General features: G+C 42.1%; 16 protein-coding genes. 5 read left to right on the forward strand and 11 right to left on the reverse strand.

Annotated elements, in window-relative coordinates:
• The first annotated feature begins 20 nt into the window (after window positions 1-20).
• Window positions 21-581, forward strand: coding sequence for a septation protein A (locus GKR48_RS03345; RefSeq protein WP_154626990.1), 561 nt, complete (start codon window positions 21-23; stop codon window positions 579-581).
• A 189-nt stretch (window positions 582-770) separates the two neighbouring features.
• Complete coding sequence (gene yciA, locus GKR48_RS03350) at window positions 771-1,196, forward strand: acyl-CoA thioester hydrolase YciA (RefSeq protein ID WP_006658727.1); 426 nt, start codon at window positions 771-773, stop codon at window positions 1,194-1,196.
• A gap of 64 nt (window positions 1,197-1,260) precedes the next feature.
• Here yciA and GKR48_RS03355 read toward each other — a convergent pair whose 3' ends face one another.
• Window positions 1,261-1,998, reverse strand: coding sequence for a TonB family protein (locus GKR48_RS03355; RefSeq protein WP_154626993.1), 738 nt, complete (start codon window positions 1,996-1,998; stop codon window positions 1,261-1,263).
• Between the two features lie 124 nt (window positions 1,999-2,122).
• On the reverse strand, window positions 2,123-2,296 hold the full coding sequence (locus GKR48_RS03360) for a YciY family protein (protein WP_132496008.1): 174 nt from the start codon (window positions 2,294-2,296) through the stop codon (window positions 2,123-2,125).
• A gap of 282 nt (window positions 2,297-2,578) precedes the next feature.
• Between GKR48_RS03360 and cls the strand changes: the two genes are divergently transcribed.
• A complete protein-coding gene (cls, locus tag GKR48_RS03365; RefSeq protein ID WP_154626995.1) occupies window positions 2,579-4,039 on the forward strand; it encodes a cardiolipin synthase in 1,461 nt (486 codons plus the stop codon).
• A 45-nt stretch (window positions 4,040-4,084) separates the two neighbouring features.
• Window positions 4,085-4,417 carry an HI1450 family dsDNA-mimic protein gene (locus tag GKR48_RS03370; RefSeq protein ID WP_154603729.1) on the forward strand — a complete coding sequence of 111 codons (333 nt, stop codon included), beginning with the start codon at window positions 4,085-4,087 and terminating at the stop codon, window positions 4,415-4,417.
• A gap of 43 nt (window positions 4,418-4,460) precedes the next feature.
• Here the strand turns inward: GKR48_RS03370 and GKR48_RS18130 are convergent, their stop codons facing one another.
• The 9 genes from GKR48_RS18130 to GKR48_RS03410 all read right to left on the reverse strand — a co-directional run bounded on the left by GKR48_RS18130 (window position 4,461) and on the right by GKR48_RS03410 (window position 14,568).
• Entirely contained in the window at window positions 4,461-5,177 is a 717-nt protein-coding gene (locus tag GKR48_RS18130; protein WP_230088578.1) for a hypothetical protein, read from the reverse strand.
• 48 nt (window positions 5,178-5,225) lie between these two features.
• Entirely contained in the window at window positions 5,226-5,828 is a 603-nt protein-coding gene (locus tag GKR48_RS17865; RefSeq protein WP_230088579.1) for an SMI1/KNR4 family protein, read from the reverse strand.
• 205 nt (window positions 5,829-6,033) lie between these two features.
• Complete coding sequence (gene oppF / locus GKR48_RS03380; RefSeq protein WP_154603727.1) at window positions 6,034-7,032, reverse strand: murein tripeptide/oligopeptide ABC transporter ATP binding protein OppF; 999 nt, start codon at window positions 7,030-7,032, stop codon at window positions 6,034-6,036.
• Window positions 7,029-8,018 (reverse strand): ABC transporter ATP-binding protein, encoded by a 990-nt coding sequence (locus GKR48_RS03385; RefSeq protein ID WP_154626997.1) that lies wholly within the window; start codon window positions 8,016-8,018, stop codon window positions 7,029-7,031. Before GKR48_RS03385 ends, oppF begins: the two co-directional genes overlap by 4 nt.
• A gap of 11 nt (window positions 8,019-8,029) precedes the next feature.
• Entirely contained in the window at window positions 8,030-8,938 is a 909-nt protein-coding gene (oppC, locus tag GKR48_RS03390; RefSeq protein WP_154626999.1) for an oligopeptide ABC transporter permease OppC, read from the reverse strand.
• A gap of 15 nt (window positions 8,939-8,953) precedes the next feature.
• Window positions 8,954-9,874, reverse strand: coding sequence for an oligopeptide ABC transporter permease OppB (gene oppB / locus GKR48_RS03395; RefSeq protein WP_154627001.1), 921 nt, complete (start codon window positions 9,872-9,874; stop codon window positions 8,954-8,956).
• Between the two features lie 66 nt (window positions 9,875-9,940).
• Complete coding sequence (oppA, locus tag GKR48_RS03400; protein ID WP_154627003.1) at window positions 9,941-11,581, reverse strand: oligopeptide ABC transporter substrate-binding protein OppA; 1,641 nt, start codon at window positions 11,579-11,581, stop codon at window positions 9,941-9,943.
• A gap of 94 nt (window positions 11,582-11,675) precedes the next feature.
• Entirely contained in the window at window positions 11,676-13,307 is a 1,632-nt protein-coding gene (locus GKR48_RS03405; RefSeq protein ID WP_154627005.1) for an ABC transporter substrate-binding protein, read from the reverse strand.
• A gap of 616 nt (window positions 13,308-13,923) precedes the next feature.
• Window positions 13,924-14,568: a YchE family NAAT transporter gene (locus GKR48_RS03410; RefSeq protein WP_336431110.1), complete on the reverse strand. Its 645-nt coding sequence runs from the start codon at window positions 14,566-14,568 to the stop codon at window positions 13,924-13,926.
• 523 nt (window positions 14,569-15,091) lie between these two features.
• Here GKR48_RS03410 and adhE point away from each other — a divergent pair.
• Window positions 15,092-17,752 (forward strand): bifunctional acetaldehyde-CoA/alcohol dehydrogenase, encoded by a 2,661-nt coding sequence (gene adhE, locus GKR48_RS03415; RefSeq protein ID WP_154627007.1) that lies wholly within the window; start codon window positions 15,092-15,094, stop codon window positions 17,750-17,752.
• The last annotated feature ends 507 nt before the right edge of the window (window positions 17,753-18,259 follow it).

Genomic DNA, 18,259 nt, shown 5'->3' on the forward strand with positions numbered 1-18,259 from the left:
AAGGATCTGAATCCACCGTTATGAAACAACTTATTGATTTTATTCCTTTGGTTATCTTTTTTCTCTTTTATAAGCAATACGATATTTATGTTGCTAGCCAATCATTACTGATAACCACCCCGATTTCCTTATTGGTCACTTACTTTATTTATAAAAAAGTGGAAAGAGTAGCAAAAATCACCTGTGCGATTGTGATGGTATTTGCAGGGTTAACGGTGTTATTTCATAGCGCTGACTTTATCAAATGGAAAGTCACCATTATTTATGCTCTTTTTGGTATTGCTTTGTTTGCGAGCCAATGGTTTACAGAAAAACCACTCATTCAAAGAATGCTGGGTAGCAACCAAGAAATTAAATTAGCAGACAGTTATTGGTTAAAATTAAATACTGCTTGGGGTATTTTCTTTGTTGCTTGCGCTGTTATTAATATTTACGTGGCTTATTGGATGGCTGAGAGTGTCTGGGTCAACTTTAAAGTATTTGGATTGACGGCTGGTACCTTAATTTTTACGATCCTTAGTGTGGTGTATATTTTCAAACACATGACTAAAGAGCCTCAGGCAGAAAAGCCAGAAGAGTAATTTATTTCTTCGAATTATTATGATGATAAAAAAGCTGCGCACTTTCGCAGCTTTTTTATGCCTATCACAGTGATTTGTTACAATTATCTGTGACTGGATGTACTCTAGCGGTTTACTATACTTATGTTTGTTTGCTATAAATGAGCAACAAAATCATAGTGTTTAATTCCTTTTAATAAAGAGTTTGATATGCAATTACCTAACGGTGAACTCGTTTTACGTACTTTGGCAATGCCTTCAGATACCAATGCGAATGGCGATATTTTTGGTGGCTGGCTAATGTCTCAAATGGATATTGGCGGCGCGATTTTAGCAAAAGAAATTGCTCTGGGTCGCGTAGTAACAGTGGCAGTCAATGGCATTAAATTTCAAAAACCAGTTGCTGTTGGTGATGTTGTTTGTTGTTATGCTCGCTGCTTAAAAACAGGGAAAAGTTCCGTCACTATCAATATTGAAGTGTGGGTGAAAAAAGTGGCAACCCACCCTGTAGGTCAGCGCTATCAAGCTACTGATGCGGTATTTACTTATGTGGCGGTCAATGATGACAATACGCCTCGAGCATTACCTGAAGATAAGCAACACTTCGAATTAGAAAGTTCGCAGCCTCAAGCTTAATCATTCATATACTGAAAGGGCACTTTGATAAGTGCCCTTTTTTGATCTTCACATTTTCTAACTGCTAAGCTTGGCTTACCGTGCCATCCACTTTGAAGTAGATTTCAGTGATATAACCTTTCGCTGGCAATTTTTCGTATTTCCAACGGTTCATTGCACGCTTCACGTCTCGCTCAAACATCCCTTTTGGTGAAGCTTCAACAAACTCAATATTCTGCACTCGCCCATCTTCATCGATGTCATAGCGTACTTTCACATAACCATTTTTTCCTAGACGACGAGCGCGATCTGGGTATTCAGGCGCTTGTTTACTTAATGCTTTTGGACCACGTTGCCCCGTGGATTGGTTAGATGCTGTTGCATTATTTTTGACGTTAGTATCAGTTCCGCGCGTGTTGGTGACTTCTTTTGGCGTAGTATCTGTATTTGTGGATGGCGTTTTGTTCATCGCCAGTTGTTTCTCAACGGGTTTAACTGGCTCTTGAACTTTTTTCGGTTCTTTTTTAGGTTCTTTCTTCGGTTCAGGTTTCTTTTTTACTTCTGGTTTTTTCTGCGGTAAGACTATCGCCGGTTCAACAACAGGCTCAGGTTCAATGATAGGTTCAGGTTCAACGACCGGCTCTGGCTCTGCCTGTGTTTCGGCTGGTGGAGTGGCGGCGGGTTCAGCAAAGGAAAGCATTGCTATCGAGATTGGCTCCTCAGGTTGAGGAAATTTCGGTTGATTAAAAATCCACGCCATAGCCAAGCCCGCATGAATTGATAATGAAACAGCAATGATGACTAACAGTCTGATACCACGCATATGCAATTTTTACCCTACACCGTTTACTTATTGAATATGGCTAATAGTTTAAATGCAAATAGCAATCATATTCAATAAGGTTTGGCGAACAAAGTTAAAAATGTGAGTATAAACGTGAATACCCTTACTCAATCCACTGTGTAAATAACAGGGAATGACGACGTTTATAGATGTCCATTTTGCGGAGCGAATAAATGTGCATATTGCGGCGAGAGTGTCTTTCTAACCAACGGCGACGGCGGCGAACGACTTGTCTTAGCATTCTCCAGCGACCCACTTCTTGCCTACTGCGTCTCATCTTTTTAATCCTTATCAGGTGTGTGTTCGTAACAGCGAAATATTATATGCCTTTACTCACGAGAACCAAGAGGAAGTTATCAAGGAAAAAACAAAATCATCACGCAAAAAATGGAGTTGAACCAATTAATTTATCATTAATTGCACTTTTATCTATTTAACTCAGTTTTTATTCAGAACTTTTACTAAATTCTGGTATGTTTATTCTTAGTCTATATTTAATAAGACATATTTTCTTTTTTCGACTCTTTTTTCTCTCTGTCAGTGAGGCTTGTTATCCATTATGGCAACCGTCTACACCTTAATGAGTTGGTTACTGTTTTTCCTGTATTGGTTAATTGTTGCTGGGGTTACTGTCCGTATCCTCGTCACTCGTCGCCCCGTCACTTCGGCGATGACATGGTTACTGATCATTTATATCCTGCCACTGGTGGGGATCATCGCGTATGCCGCATTTGGTGAACTCCATTTAGGTCGACGTCGTATCGATAAAGCTCATCAAATGTGGCCATCGGTTGCCACTTGGCTGGAAAATCTACGCCTCTCCAAACACATTTTTGCTAACGATAACAGCCCCGTTGCTGAGCCATTATTCCAACTGTGTGAGAAACGCCAAGGTATTGCAGGCGTCAAAGGCAACCGCATTCAATTACTGACCACCAGCGAAGACTCACTAAAAGCCATTGCCAATGATATTAATAATGCCAAAAACTCTATCGAAATGGTGTTCTATATTTGGCAGCCAGGTGGGCTTGTCGATGAAGTCACTGACGCCCTTCTCAATGCAGCAAAACGTGGCGTTAAGTGCCGCATTATGGTGGACTCCGCAGGAAGCTGGCATTTTTTCCGCAGTGATTATCCCGATAAAATGCGCGCCGCGGGGATTGAGTTTGTCGAATCTCTAAAAGTCAACCTTATGCGTTTTTTCCTGCGCCGTATGGATTTACGCCAGCATCGTAAAATCGTTGTCATTGATAACTATATCTCTTACACCGGCAGCATGAACATGGTGGATCCGCGCTACTTTAAACAAGATGCGGGTGTCGGTGAATGGGTGGATATTTTAGTTCGTATGGAAGGCCCAGTGAGTACCACATTAGGGATTGTCTACGCCTTTGACTGGGAAATGGAAACAGGACAACGCATTTTACCGCCACCACCAGATAGCAATATCATGCCGTTCGAGCAAGATAACGGACATACTACCCAAATGATTGCTTCAGGCCCGGGTTTCCCTGAAGAACTTATCCAGCAATCATTAATGACAGCGATGTTCTCAGCTCGTAAGCAGCTGATCATGACCACCCCATACTTTGTACCAAGTGATGATTTGCTGCATGCAATCTGTACCGCTGCTATGCGCGGTGTTGATGTCAGTATCATCATGCCTCGCCATAATGACTCTTTCTTAGTTCGCTGGGCAAGCCGCTCTTTCTATACCGAATTATTGGAAGCTGGCGTGAAAATTTACCAGTTTGAAGATGGGTTGCTGCATACCAAGAGTGTCTGTGTTGATGGGGAATTAAGCTTAGTCGGTTCAGTAAACTTAGATATGCGCAGTTTATGGCTGAACTTTGAAATTACAGTCGTGATTGACGATAAAAGTTTTGGTAGCGATCTGACGCTGGTTCAGTATGATTATATGGCTCGCTCCACACGCTTAGATATTGAAGAATGGGAACAACGCCCGTTCTGGAACCGTGTGATTGAGCGCCTGTGCTACTTCTTTAGCCCATTATTGTAATTATAATAACTATAATCACCATTGCTTAACTGTTAGGAAAACGTCATGAGCCAGAACCCAAGTATTAACCTAATCGATGAAGATGAAATCATTGAAATTGCCTATGACCTTTTCCTTGAAGGTGCGATGGAGAACTTAGAGCCTGCCGACCAAGTGATTTTCGCTTTGCAGTTCGAAGAGTGTGGCGCGGCTGAAATTGTGCCATTCAGTCAAGATTGGCATATTCTCGCCACTCAAGGATTACCTTTAGCGCAAATGAGTGAAGTGGTGATCGGACTTGCTAAAAGCCCAGAGGATGAGATTGACGATATCTTTGCACGAATTCTTATCAGCCGGAACCCTAAGCACCCTTTCCAACATATCGAATGGAAACAGTAAAAATAAAAGATGGGGGAAATATTCCCTCATCTTTTATTAAACTTTATTCTGCTAAATCCAACTGCAAATGATGTTTCTTAATATAGAGATGCAGATTATTGCGAATATAATCACTCTTATCTAATGGGTATTTTTCCCACGCCGCCACAATATACGGTTCCACCCCATCAGCAAATTCAGGTGAACGCGCGACAGCTTGGATCGCGGTTAATGCAATTTCACTCTTATCCGCAATCATATACTCAAAGTAGTGAGCGACCTTTTGACTAAAATTGACATCGTGGGAAGCAGCATATAATGCACTGACAGCAATCTGACCATCCACATGACTAAATAAGTGTTGAAAATCTTCCACTTTGACCGCTTGTAATTCCTTGAGGATATACCCCGCAAAACTCACCGTATCTGCATGCTCGCTCTGTGCTAATTTGGCTAAAATAGCCGATTGAAACTTCGCTAAATCGGCTTTTTGATACCAATAAATCAGTTGTAACCCACGATTGATTTGCGCAGGATCTTGGCTCTCAAGCGTTTGGGCTAAATAGTCCGATGAAGCAGCAACGGAATATTTTGCTAATACTTCCAGTGCCTTCACATGGTAAATGTTGAGTATTTCGTTATCTAATATACGAGTGAGTTGCTCAATGCCCTTTTCCGATAATGACGGTAACTTTTTCAGTCCTTCTAGCGCCGCTAGCTTCGTTTTTTCATTATCTTCATGATGAAATAGGTTGAATAACGTCGTTTCATCACCGCCCATCCGATGCCCAAACCAGCCAGTATCATATTGCTGAATAATTTCATCTAGTCAGCGTTCATACCAATCCAATAAATGACTTTCATAAGCAAACTGATACGGTGTTGGCGAGTCACACCATTCGTGGGTATAAACCAGTCGCCCAGCATGTTTGCCCGTCACCACCAGCAGAATGTCATACGTACAGCCGCAAGTACCAAGGTAAAACAGCCCTTGGTGAAGCAAACTTTCCCGTAAGTCGTACTCTTCATCACTGCAATTTTCCATTAAGTGACTGAGTGTTTGCCACTCATCATTGCTCATGGTTGGGCTAAGCACGCAAGGTAATGCCACTGCATCATAACGATTTTCACTGTCTTCAAAACGCTCTATACCGTAGTAAGGGCCTACGCCGCCATTACCCAATTGCGTCATAAACTGCACATATTCTTGGGGTAACTGCACACCAGTACGTCGCTGCCACTGTGCTATCTGTGCCATATCCAAAGGTGGATTGAGCTGATAATGGTGGCTGTCCGCTCCGAACAACGCTTCATCGCTGTCCATTTGCTTAGCAAGGGGGAGTTTTTGTTGAATACGTTGGATTTGGTCATCTGCATAGCGCTGGTTGATGGCTATCCATGTTTGATGAATCTGCTGCGAGTGGTCACTCATTAACAATTAGTATCCTATCCAGTTTTAATTACTTATTTTTAATATCATCGCTTTTAATATCGCTGCCTTTAATATCATAGCTAACTGATTATTTTAAGTAGCAATTAGGTTTGAATTTTCTGAAAATTGTTCCCCATAAAAAAGGCCCCACTTTATGAATAATAAAGGGAGCCTTAATACAACAATAAAACGCAAATCTTACCGATTACAGTGGATCAATTTTCAAACAAGACACTGCATGCTTGAAACTTCCTTCTAGTAATGGACGGGTTTTCGCGCATTCAGCATCCGCACTTGGGCAGCGGGTTCTGAATACACAACCTGAAGGCGGGTTAATCGGTGATGGCAATTCCCCCTCAAGCAGCTCAATTTGCTTATTTTTTTCCTTATCTGGATCCGGTACTGGCACCGCAGACATCAATGCACGCGTATAAGGGTGCAGCGGGTTGTTATACACTTCGTCGTAAGTTCCCAGCTCCACCGCATGTCCTAAATACATGACGAGTACACGGTCCGAAATGTGTTTGACCACCGCGAGATCGTGGGCAATAAAGATTAAAGAAAGCTTCATTTCCCGCTGAAGTTCTTGCAGTAAGTTCACCACTTGCGCTTGAATGGAGACGTCCAGCGCAGACACTGGCTCATCACAAATCACCAATTTCGGCTCTAAAATCAGCGCCCGTGCAATCCCAATGCGTTGACATTGACCACCAGAGAATTCATGAGGATAGCGGTTAATCAGATTGGGTAGTAGCCCGACTCGCATCATCATTTTTTTCACTTTTTCAGTGATTTCTTTTTGTGGCATCTTCGGATGATAAGTTTTTAGTGGCTCCGCGATAATATCTCCAATCGTCATCCGTGGGTTTAAGGATGCCAGTGGATCTTGGAAAATCATTTGGATATCGCTACGCACATTACGCCACTGTTTATCATTCATGGTAAGTAAATTTTGTCCTAACCATGTCACCGTGCCACTGGTAGATTTCACCAAACCAATTAATGCACGCGCAAATGTGGATTTACCGCAGCCAGATTCCCCCACCACACCCAAGGTTTCCCCTTCGTATAAACGTAGTGTCACCCCATCGACGGCTTTTAAACTTTTATCCGGCTGCCAGAACCATTGTTGTTTATCTCTGATGGAAAAATGCACTTTTAAGTCATTGACTTCCAGTAGCACCTGCCTATTTTCTTGGCTCATACTAATTCCTCCACAGGCTTAAAGCAGGCACGTAAACGTGATTGTGCAAAACTGGCTAATTGAGGTTCTTGCTCTACACAGTGCTGGTTTGCATATTGGCAACGCGGTGAGAATGGGCACCCTTTTGGTAAGCGTAATAAGTTTGGCGGGTTGCCTGGAATAGTGGCTAAGTTATCGTCATCACCATCTAAGCGCGGCACTGCCGCTAATAAACCCAGCGAATATGGATGAGATGGCTGATAGAAAATATCTCGTGCGCTGCCATACTCCATCGTGCGCCCCGCATACATTACGAGTACCTTGTCACACACACCAGCGACAACCCCTAAGTCGTGGGTAATTAAGATGATTGCGGTATCAAATTCCTGCTTCAGTTCATTCAGCAAGGTCATGATCTGCGCTTGTACCGTGACGTCCAAGGCGGTTGTTGGTTCATCGGCGATCAGCAATTTTGGTTGGCACAGTAGCGCCATCGCAATCATCACACGCTGGCGCATACCACCAGAAAACTCATGCGGATACATATTCATGCGTTTACGCGCTTCCGGCATTTTTACCGCATCCAGCATACGTACGGATTCTTCAAAGGCCTCTTTCTTACTCATCCCTTTGTGCAGCATCAACACTTCAGATAACTGCGTACCAATTTTCAGGTATGGGTTGAGGGAAGTCATAGGATCTTGGAAAATCATGGAGATCTCTTCCGCGCGCATGCGGTTAAGCTCTTTCTCCTTGAGGTTTAAAATCTCACGGCCATTAAACATGGCGGAGCCACCTACTCGGCCATTTTTTGCCAGCAGTCCCATCAAGGCAAAAGCGGTTTGGGATTTCCCCGAGCCGGATTCCCCCACAATTCCCAGCGTTTCCCCAGCACTCAATTCAAAATTGAGTTTATTCACCGCCGTCACATCCCCATCTTGGGTCGCAAATGTGACGTTTAAATCTTGCACCAATAATAAAGGGCTTTTGTGTATTGAATGTTCCATAAATTAGCCCCTTAGCGATCTTTCGGGTCGAGGGCATCACGTAAGCCATCGCCGATAAAGTTAAAACAGAACAGCGTGATAACTAGGAACCCAGCGGGGATCAACAGTAACCACGGCGTGACTTCCATAGAGTTAGCGCCATCACTGAGTAAAGCTCCCCAGCTACTGAGTGGCTCTTGCGTTCCTAAGCCAAGGAAGCTTAAGAATGACTCAAACAGGATCATACTTGGGACTAATAATGATGCGTAAACCACGACTACACCCAGTACGTTCGGTACGATATGACGCAGGATAATGTGGCGCGTGCTAACACCGCAGACTAACGCCGCTTCAATAAACTCTTTGCGTTTTAACCCTAATGTTTGCCCACGCACGATACGCGCCATATCCAGCCATGACACCATCCCAATGGCCACGAAGATCAACAGGATATTGGTACCAAATAACGTCACTAACAAAATAACGAAGAACATAAATGGGAAGGAGTTTAAAATCTCCAGTAAGCGCATCATGAAGGAGTCGACTTTACCACCCACATAACCTGCCAGTGAGCCATATAAGGTGCCGACCACCACCGCGACTAATGCCGCCGCTACGCCCACCATTAAGGAAATTCGTCCACCAATTGCCACGCGCACAAGCAAATCACGCCCTGAAGCATCGGTTCCAAAATAGTGTCCCGTCGCCCAATCAGGTGGCGTTGACATCATTTCCCAGTCGGTATCATCATATAAAAATGGCGATAACATCGGGGCAAAAATCACAAACAGCGTGATAAAAAATAGCACGCATAGGCTAACAATTGCCGCACGGTTATGCATAAAGCGTCGTCTTGCATCTTGCCAAAGACTGCGCCCTTCAATATCTAATTGCTCAGAAAAATTTTCCAGAGCTTCACTATTTTTGTTGTTTAATAACATAGTGTTTCTCCGGTTCTAGTAACGAATTTTTGGGTCGATGACGGCATACAGCACATCGACAATAGCATTAAAGGCAATGGTCAATACCCCAACTAAAATCGTTAAGCTGAGCACTAATGAGTAATCGCGGTTCAGTGCACCATTGACGAACAACTGCCCAATTCCCGGTAAGCCGAAAATGGTTTCAATCACCATTGAGCCCGTGATGATCCCCACAAATGCAGGCCCCATATAAGAGAGCACTGGCAGTAATGCGGGTTTTAACGCATGGCGGAAAATAATGGTACGCAGCGGTAATCCTTTGGCGCGTGCAGTACGAATAAAGTTTGAGTGCATGATCTCAATCATCGAGCCACGGGTAATACGCGAAATACTGGCGATATACGCCAAAGAGAGCGCCACCATTGGTAAAATCATGTGCGTAACGTTACCGCCATCCCAACCTCCACCGGGGAGCCATTTCAAGTGAATGGCAAAAATCAGCACCAAAAGTGGTGCCACAACAAAGCTTGGGATAACAACCCCCGTCATGGCAAAGCCCATGACTGTAAAGTCCCATTTGGTATTTTGATTTAATGCGGCAATTACCCCCGCAGTCACGCCAAATAACACAGCGACCACAAAAGCGGTGGCACCTAATTTTGCAGATACGGGAAAGGCTTTCGCAACTAATTCGTTGACGCTGTAGTCTTTATATTTGAAAGAAGGACCGAAATCCCCTTGAGAAAGCTGGAATAAGTAGCTGAAATACTGCTTATACATTGGGTCATTAAGGTGATATTTCGCCTCAATGTTGGCCATGACTTCGGGTGGAAGTTTACGCTCCCCAGTAAACGGGCTACCCGGCGCGAGTCGCATCATGAAAAATGAGATGGTAATGAGAATAAATAAAGTCGGAATTGCTTCAAGCAAACGACGCAAAATAAATTTAAACATTGCCCTTTCCTACTTCTGTTGCCATTTAGGCTAATGGCTGGCTCACGCGGAACCAGCCTGTTGTAATTAGTGTTTGATGATATACAGATCTTTAGTATGTAAGTTATCTAATGGATCTTTACCCGTATATCCACCCACATAAGGTTTCACTAATCGGGTGTTAACATAATAGTAGAGAGGGACTATCGCAGAATCTTTGTCAACAATCTGTTCTACTTGTTTGTATAAATCAGCACGCTCGTCATCTGTTTTTACTTGGAGCGTCTTTTTCATCGCGGCATCAAAATCTTTGTTTTTATAATGTACGGTGTTATTACTGCTGTAAGAAAGCAGCATATTTAAGAAGGATGACGGTTCGTTATAGTCTGCACACCAACCTGCGCGTGCGACATCATAAGCACCTTGGTGACGGCTATCTAAGAAAGTTTTCCACTCTTGGTTTTCGAGTTTAACCTCTGCACCAATATTTTTCTTCCACATGGATGATGCGGCAATAGCAATACGTTTATGTAAATCTGATGTGTTATATAACAAGTTAAATTTCAATGGGTTTGACTTATTATAACCCGCTTCTTCAAGCAACTGTTTAGCTTTTTCATTACGCTGCTCTTGGGTCATATTCGCATACCAATCCGGTTTTTCTGTTTTCATACCATTGGTAAATGGTGGTGTAAAACCATAGGCAGGAATATCACCCATTCCCTTGATTTTATTAGCGATAGTATCTCTGTCCATTGACAGTTTTAATGCTTCTCTAACGCGAGGATCATTAAATGGCGGTTTCTCATTATTAATTTCGTAATAGTAAGTACATAAATATGGACTTACACGCAAATCCTTCTGCATTGTTTGTTGAATGTTTTTAAATTGTTCGATAGGTAAATTGGTATACGTCATATCAATTTCGCCGCTACGATAACGGTTTACGTCCGTAACTTCCGATGAAATTGGTAAGAAGGTGACTTGGTCAATGACTGTATGTGCATTATCCCAATAGGTTGGACTACGCTCTAAAACAATACGTTCGTTAACGGTCCAATCTTTCAATTTATAGGCACCATTGCCCACAAAATTACCCGGTTGAGTCCATTTAGCCCCAAATTTTTCAACGACTTTTTTATTCACTGGTGACATTGATGGGTGAGAAAGTAATTTGGGAATATACGGTACGGCTTCGCTTAATGTTAGCACCAACGTTTTATCATCTAACGCTTTAACGCCTAATTCTTCTGGTTTTTTCTTACCGGCAATAACATCATCCACATTCTGTACGTGGGCATATTGCAGATAGCTAGCGTAAGGAGACGCGGTGTCTGGATCTGCCAGTCGGCGCCAGCTATATACAAAATCTTCTGCAGTGACAGGATCACCATTCGACCATTTAGCGCCATCGCGAATTTTAAAGGTCCACTCTTTGAAATCTTTATTTTCCCAGCTAATCGCGGAGCCAGGTAATGTTTCCCCTTCAGGTCCAACAATCGTAATCCCTTCCAATAGGTCCCTTGCTAAATGGGATTCAGGTACCCCTTCAATTTTGTGCGGGTCAAGGGATTGTGGCTCGGAGCCATTATTACGTACGATAACTTGTTTATCGGCTAGCTCCACGCCAGCAGGAACAACTGCGGCATAGCTTGTCGCCATCGTTGCCGCCATAACACCAGCAGCAACGCTTAAAGCAACAAAGGTCTTATTCAGTAATTTGCTCATTATTTTGGTTACTCCCATACTATTGTTTTGGTTGTGTTGTTGATGCGTCTACTTACTGAGTCAGTAAGCAATTATTTTGTTTATTACAAAATTATTAATTAGTAGAATTAATATATAACCGCTTAATATCCATGTGATCAAGAGGGTCTTCGCCTTTAAATCCTCCGATTGTGGGCTTGATCATCCTTGCACTCACACGGTAATACACGGGAACCAGCGCAGAGTCCTTATCCAGCAAGCTTTCTGCCTGTTGGTAAATTTGTTGACGAGCTTGATCATTCGGCGCCGTTAAAGCCTCCAATAGCAGTTGGTCATAGGCTTTATTTTTATAAGCTGCGGTATTGTTGCTGTTTTCTGACAGTAATGAATTTAAGAATGCAGACGGTTCATTGTAATCGGCGCACCATGTTGCTCTTGCAACCTGATAATTCCCTTCATGGCGATTTTGCAGTGTGGTTTTCCACTCTTGGTTTTGCAGTGTGACTTCCGCGCCAATATTTTTCTGCCACATGGATGCCGCCACAATCGCCTGCTGTTTATTTTGATCTGAGGTGTTATAGAGCAGAGTAAACTTGAGCGGATTTTTGGCGCTATATCCGGCCTCCGCGAGCAACGCTTTCGCACGTTGATAACGCTGTTGTGGCGTAAGCTTTGCCCATTCTGGCACCGCAAAATTACCATTATGAATAAATGTTGGCGTAAAACCGTAAGCCACTGTCTGTCCTTGATCGATAATTTTATTGGTGATGGTTTCTCTGTCTAAACCTAACTTAATGGCTTCGCGTACCCGAGGGTCGGTGAACGGGGCTTTTTGGTTATTAATTTCATAATAAAACGTACACAGAAACGGACGAACATACAGTTCGTTCGGCTTTTCCGCTTTCATCTTTTTGAACAGCGTTGGGGGAATAGCTGAATTACTAATATCAATTTCCCCACTGCGATAACGGTTGTTATCACTGACTTCAGAGGTAATAGCTAAGAAAGTCGCTTGGTCAATCTGCGTTTTTGCGTCATTCCAATATAACGGATTACGCTTGATGATAATTCGCTCATTGACTGTCCACTCATCCAACACATAGGCGCCATTACCCACAAAGGAACCCGGTTGAGTCCACTTATCACCATATTTTTCAATGGCTTTACGGTTAACTGGTTTCATTGATGTATGGGAAAGCATATCGATAAAATACGGGACGGGATGGCTTAGCGTAACTTGCAAATGTTTGTCATCAAGGGCTTTGACACCCAACGATTCTTTGGGTTTTTGACCTTTTAAAATAGCGTCTGCATTTTCAATATAAGCATTTTGTAAATAACTGGAATAAGGCGAACCAGTTTTAGGATCCGCTAAACGCCGCCAACTATATACAAAATCCTCTGCAACAACGGGGGTGCCATCGCTCCACTTGGCATCATCTCGCAAGGTAAATGTCCATGTGGTGTAGTTCTCATTCTGCCAGCTCATTGCCATACCGGGCACGGCCACTCCATTAATATCGTCGTAAACCAACCCTTCCAATAAATTTAAAATAATATTGCCTTCCGGTACCCCTTCGACTTTATGAGGGTCGAGTGAAGTGACTTCTGAACCGTTATTGACCACTATTTTATTTATGGAAGTTTTATTTGATGAGGATTTATCGGGGATTGATGAGGCTTGAGCTGAAATTGCTAATGAGAAAATGAGACAGGAAAGTAAACTGTGCTTAGTAGTAAGTTTCATCGTTGCGCCTTCTCCATTTCATAGTTACGGTTTTACAGTTAACGTTTCAACGTATGTTGAACGACGTTTAGTTCGCCTACATATTGTTGATTTACTACTGCTCTAGTCACTGTTTCCTAAGCTGTTTTCTAATTTGACTGCCAAAAGCTTTCCTTAAAGGTTCAATTTTGCTCAGAAAGCTTATAAAAAAAAGTTATAAAAATTACATTTATTTAACATTGCAAGTTAGAGAACCTATTTGAAAGGGGTGACACACTTTCTCAACTTTTAAATACTCAAATAAAAACAATTAGATAATAAAAAAACCTTAAGTAACTCTTAAAATCTTCATCAACAATAATCCAAACATATCATTAACAATCTCTGATGAGAATAGTGAATAAATTTACGCAGCTCACATTTCCTTACTTTTTATGCCTGATTCTGCAAAAAGTGCGACACATAATCACATTTCAAATTTATTGCGCAGAGGAATTATTTTGGTTGTAAAGGACAGCTTGGTTGCATAGAACACACCAAGATAATTGAGTGAGTATTTTGAATTCGAAAAGAATAATGGAATGACGGGAAAGGTGGATGAGAATAGCCGCCTCGTAAGACGGCTAAATAATGCTCACTATAAAAGTCCTGGAAATATGGCTTTAACACCGGTTACAGCGATTTCGATGCCTAATGACATAAGTAGCAGGCCCATGATACGGGTGACAACGTTGATGCCCGTTTGCCCTAGGTAACGAACCAGTAAAGATGCAGAACGGAACAACAGCCAACAGCAAAAAGCGAACAAAATACTGGTTAACGCTAAACCAATAAAGTTCTGCAAGCCAGTCCAACGTGATGACCAGACAATGCACGAGCTGATTGCACCGGGACCCGCCATTAACGGAAGCGCTAACGGCACCACCCCAATACTATCTCGCACTGCGGTTTCTGTTTTTTCTTGTTTGTTCTGTTTGTCCTCACCAATTTTACCGCTGATCATCGATAACGCGATGGTGACAATCAGAATTCCCCCCGCAATACGGAATGAGTCAATTGAAATACCAAACAGCTGTAATATCGAGTCCCCCACCAGCAGTGATGTACAGAGAATAATTGCGACTGATGAGTTGGCTATCGTATTGGTTCTATTGCGGCTAGCAACGGTTTGATAGTTTGTCATACTAATAAACACAGGCAGGATACCAACCGGGTTTACCAACGCAAATAGACCAATAAAAAATTTAATATAGCCTGATAAATCAAGTAATGTTGCGCTCACCCATTAATACCCTCATAAAATTCTTAAACAAGAAACGCTTACCTGAACTAATTTTATCACTGAAATCGCTAAAATCCTTAGTTAAAAAACAATTTTGTGCATCTTAATAGAATTATTTATTGCAGATTATCTTAGCAGTCAAAAATGGATGATTAATTCACCTCTTTTTAGCGATAATTTAATCATTTTTTTGCAAATCAATGAACCCCGTAAAAATGGCATGCTGAATGGAGTCAGCTTGCATACTTTGTGATTTAGATCACTTTATTAAATTCCCTTTTTGTTAATCTAGTCTCAATTGATAAACGCTGTGATCAATCAGTTAATTTTTACTTTTTGAGCTATTTATCTGAAATTTATAAGCCAATTAGCATGGGTGAAAAGCATTATTATTAAGTTTATCTATACTGTTGTTTTAGGTACTTATTTGGAATGGCCACTTTGGATGTTCTAGGCGCAACAGCTTTTTTTAGATGCTTTGCTCATTGGCTTAAAAATTTTAACTTTATCAGGAGTAATCTATATGTCCGTAACAAACGTTACTGAACTCAATGAACTTGTTGCTCGTGTCAAAAAAGCTCAACGTGAATTTGCCAGCTTCTCTCAAGAGAAAGTGGATCGTATTTTCCGTGCCGCTGCCCTTGCTGCTGCTGATGCACGAATTCCATTAGCAAAACTTGCGGTTGAAGAGTCAGGCATGGGAATTGTTGAAGATAAAGTGATAAAAAACCACTTCGCTTCTGAGTATATCTACAACGCCTATAAAGATGAAAAAACCTGTGGTGTTCTTTCTGAGGATCCAACCTTTGGTACCATCACCATTGCTGAACCGATTGGTATTATCTGTGGTATCGTTCCAACCACTAACCCAACCTCGACCGCAATTTTTAAATCATTAATTAGCTTAAAAACGCGTAACGCCATTATTTTCTCTCCACATCCTCGCGCTAAAATTGCGACCAACCGTGCAGCTGAGATTGTATTGAATGCGGCCATTGAAGCTGGCGCTCCAAAAGATATTATTGGCTGGATTGACTCCCCTTCTGTTGAGCTGTCCAATGCGCTGATGCACCACCCTGACATTAACCTGATCTTAGCAACAGGTGGTCCAGGCATGGTGAAAGCGGCTTACAGCTCTGGTAAACCAGCGATTGGCGTTGGTGCGGGTAACACGCCAGTTGTTATCGATGAAACTGCAGACATCAAACGTGCCGTTGCCTCTATCTTAATGTCAAAAACGTTTGATAACGGCGTGATTTGCGCATCTGAACAATCTGTTGTCGTGGTTGATGCAGTTTATGATCAAGTCCGTGAGCGCTTCTCTACCCATGGTGGCTACCTGCTGCAAGGTAAAGAGCTCAAAGCAGTACAAAATATTATTTTGAAAGATGGCAACTTAAATGCGGCTATCGTGGGTCAACCTGCATTTAAAATTGCAGAAATGGCTGGAGTTGTTGTTCCTGAAACAACTAAGATTTTAATCGGTGAAGTCAAACTTGTTGATGAATCAGAACCATTCGCTCATGAAAAACTGTCCCCACTCTTAGCGATGTATCGCGCTAAAAACTTTGAAGATGCAGTAGAGAAAGCTGAACAGTTAGTGGAAATGGGTGGTATCGGTCACACATCTTGTCTCTATACTGACCAAGATAACCAGCATGACCGTGTCAGCTATTTTGGCGAAAAAATGAAAACGGCGCGTATTTTGATTAATACCCCTGCGTCTCAAGGCGGTATCGGTGACCTGTATAACTTTAAACTGGCGCCATCTTTAACCTTGGGTTGTGGTTCTTGGGGTGGTAACTCCATCTCTGAAAACGTAGGACCAAAACATTTAATCAATAAGAAAACCGTGGCAAAAAGAGCTGAAAATATGTTGTGGCATAAACTTCCTAGTTCAATCTATTTCCGCCGTGGATGTCTTCCAATCGCTTTAGAAGAGATAGCCACTGATGGTGCAAAACGCGTCTTTATCGTGACCGATAGCTACTTATTTAATAATGGCTATGTTGATGAAATTGTCGATGTTCTGAAAAAACACCATATTGAAACTGATGTTTTCTTTGAAGTCGAAGCTGATCCAACATTATCCGTTGTGCGTAAAGGTGCTGCGCAAATGCAAGCCTTCCAACCGGATGTAATCATTGCCTTAGGTGGTGGTTCCCCAATGGATGCCGCGAAAATCATGTGGGTGATGTACGAACATCCAGAAACACACTTTGAAGAATTAGCGTTACGTTTTATGGATATCCGTAAACGTATTCACAAGTTCCCGAAAATGGGGGTGAAAGCAAAACTGGTCGCTATCACCACCACTTCAGGTACAGGCTCAGAAGTGACACCATTTGCCGTTGTGACTGATGATAAAACAGGTCAAAAATACCCATTAGCGGACTACGCATTAACACCAAACATGGCGATTGTTGATGCTAACCTTGTGATGAATATGCCTAAATCCTTAACCGCGTTTGGTGGTTTGGATGCAGTAACTCACGCATTAGAATCTTACGTTTCTGTTCTGGCAAATGAGTTCTCTGATGGTCAAGCGCTCAAAGCACTGACCCTGTTAAAAGATTATCTGCCAGCAAGCTACCATGAAGGGGCAAAAAACCCAGTAGCAAGAGAGCGTGTTCATAATGCAGCAACATTAGCTGGTATTGCTTTTGCTAACGCCTTCTTAGGGGTTTGTCACTCAATGGCGCATAAACTGGGATCGGAATTCCATATTCCACACGGTTTAGCAAACGCCCTATTGATTTGTAACGTAATTCGTTTCAACGCAAATGATAATCCAACTAAGCAAACAGCATTCAGCCAATATGACCGTCCTCAAGCACGTCGCCAATATGCTGAAATTGCAGACCACTTAGGGTTAACCAAAGCGGGTGACCGTACTGGTGCGAAAATTGAACGCTTACTGGCTTGGTTAGAAGAGATGAAAGCTGATTTAGGCATACCTAAGTCTATCCGTGAAGCGGGTGTTGCCGAGGCAGACTTCTTAGCTCACTTAGATAAACTATCTGAAGATGCATTTGATGACCAATGTACTGGCGCTAACCCACGTTATCCGCTGATTTCTGAAATTAAACAGCTGTTACTGGATTCTTACTACGGCCGTGAATTTACTGAACAAAGTGCAGAGCCAGTGGCACCAAAAGCTGAAAAGAAAAGCAGCAAAAAATAGTTAACATACTGGTGGCTTAGCCATTAATAGATAAAAAGGCTTCAAAAGATTTAGGGTCTCCCTAACGCTTTTGGAGCCTTTCTCGTTATTTAGCCATCATAATGTACCAACTGATTGAGAAAGTGCCTTTTATTTCAGCTGGCAGCCATTACATCAACAAAACTACAGCACAATGAGCGGTTCAATTACTGATATACGTTTACTGCTAATTAAAGTTCACTGTTATTTAAAGTTTATTGCTGCGGTGAAAAATAGCCTTCCTATTTATATGGGTTTTAATATTCTTTCAAGCAATTGTATTTTTGTAGGTAGAGACAGTGCTAGAGGGAAGCTTGACCTAATCCAGAATCATTATAGCCGCTCTATTTTGCCTAGCCCCTACAATAGTATACTGAAGGTTTCAGGCTGCTTTAGTCGTATTTGAATAAACTGAAACAGTGAAATGCTAAACTTTATTTAGCCTACTGTTTTGTGCGAATTTTCATTGTTTGATTATAAATAATCTAA

The organism is Providencia sp. wls1943, from assembly GCF_009706275.1.
GTDB classification, from domain to species: domain Bacteria; phylum Pseudomonadota; class Gammaproteobacteria; order Enterobacterales; family Enterobacteriaceae; genus Providencia; species Providencia zhijiangensis.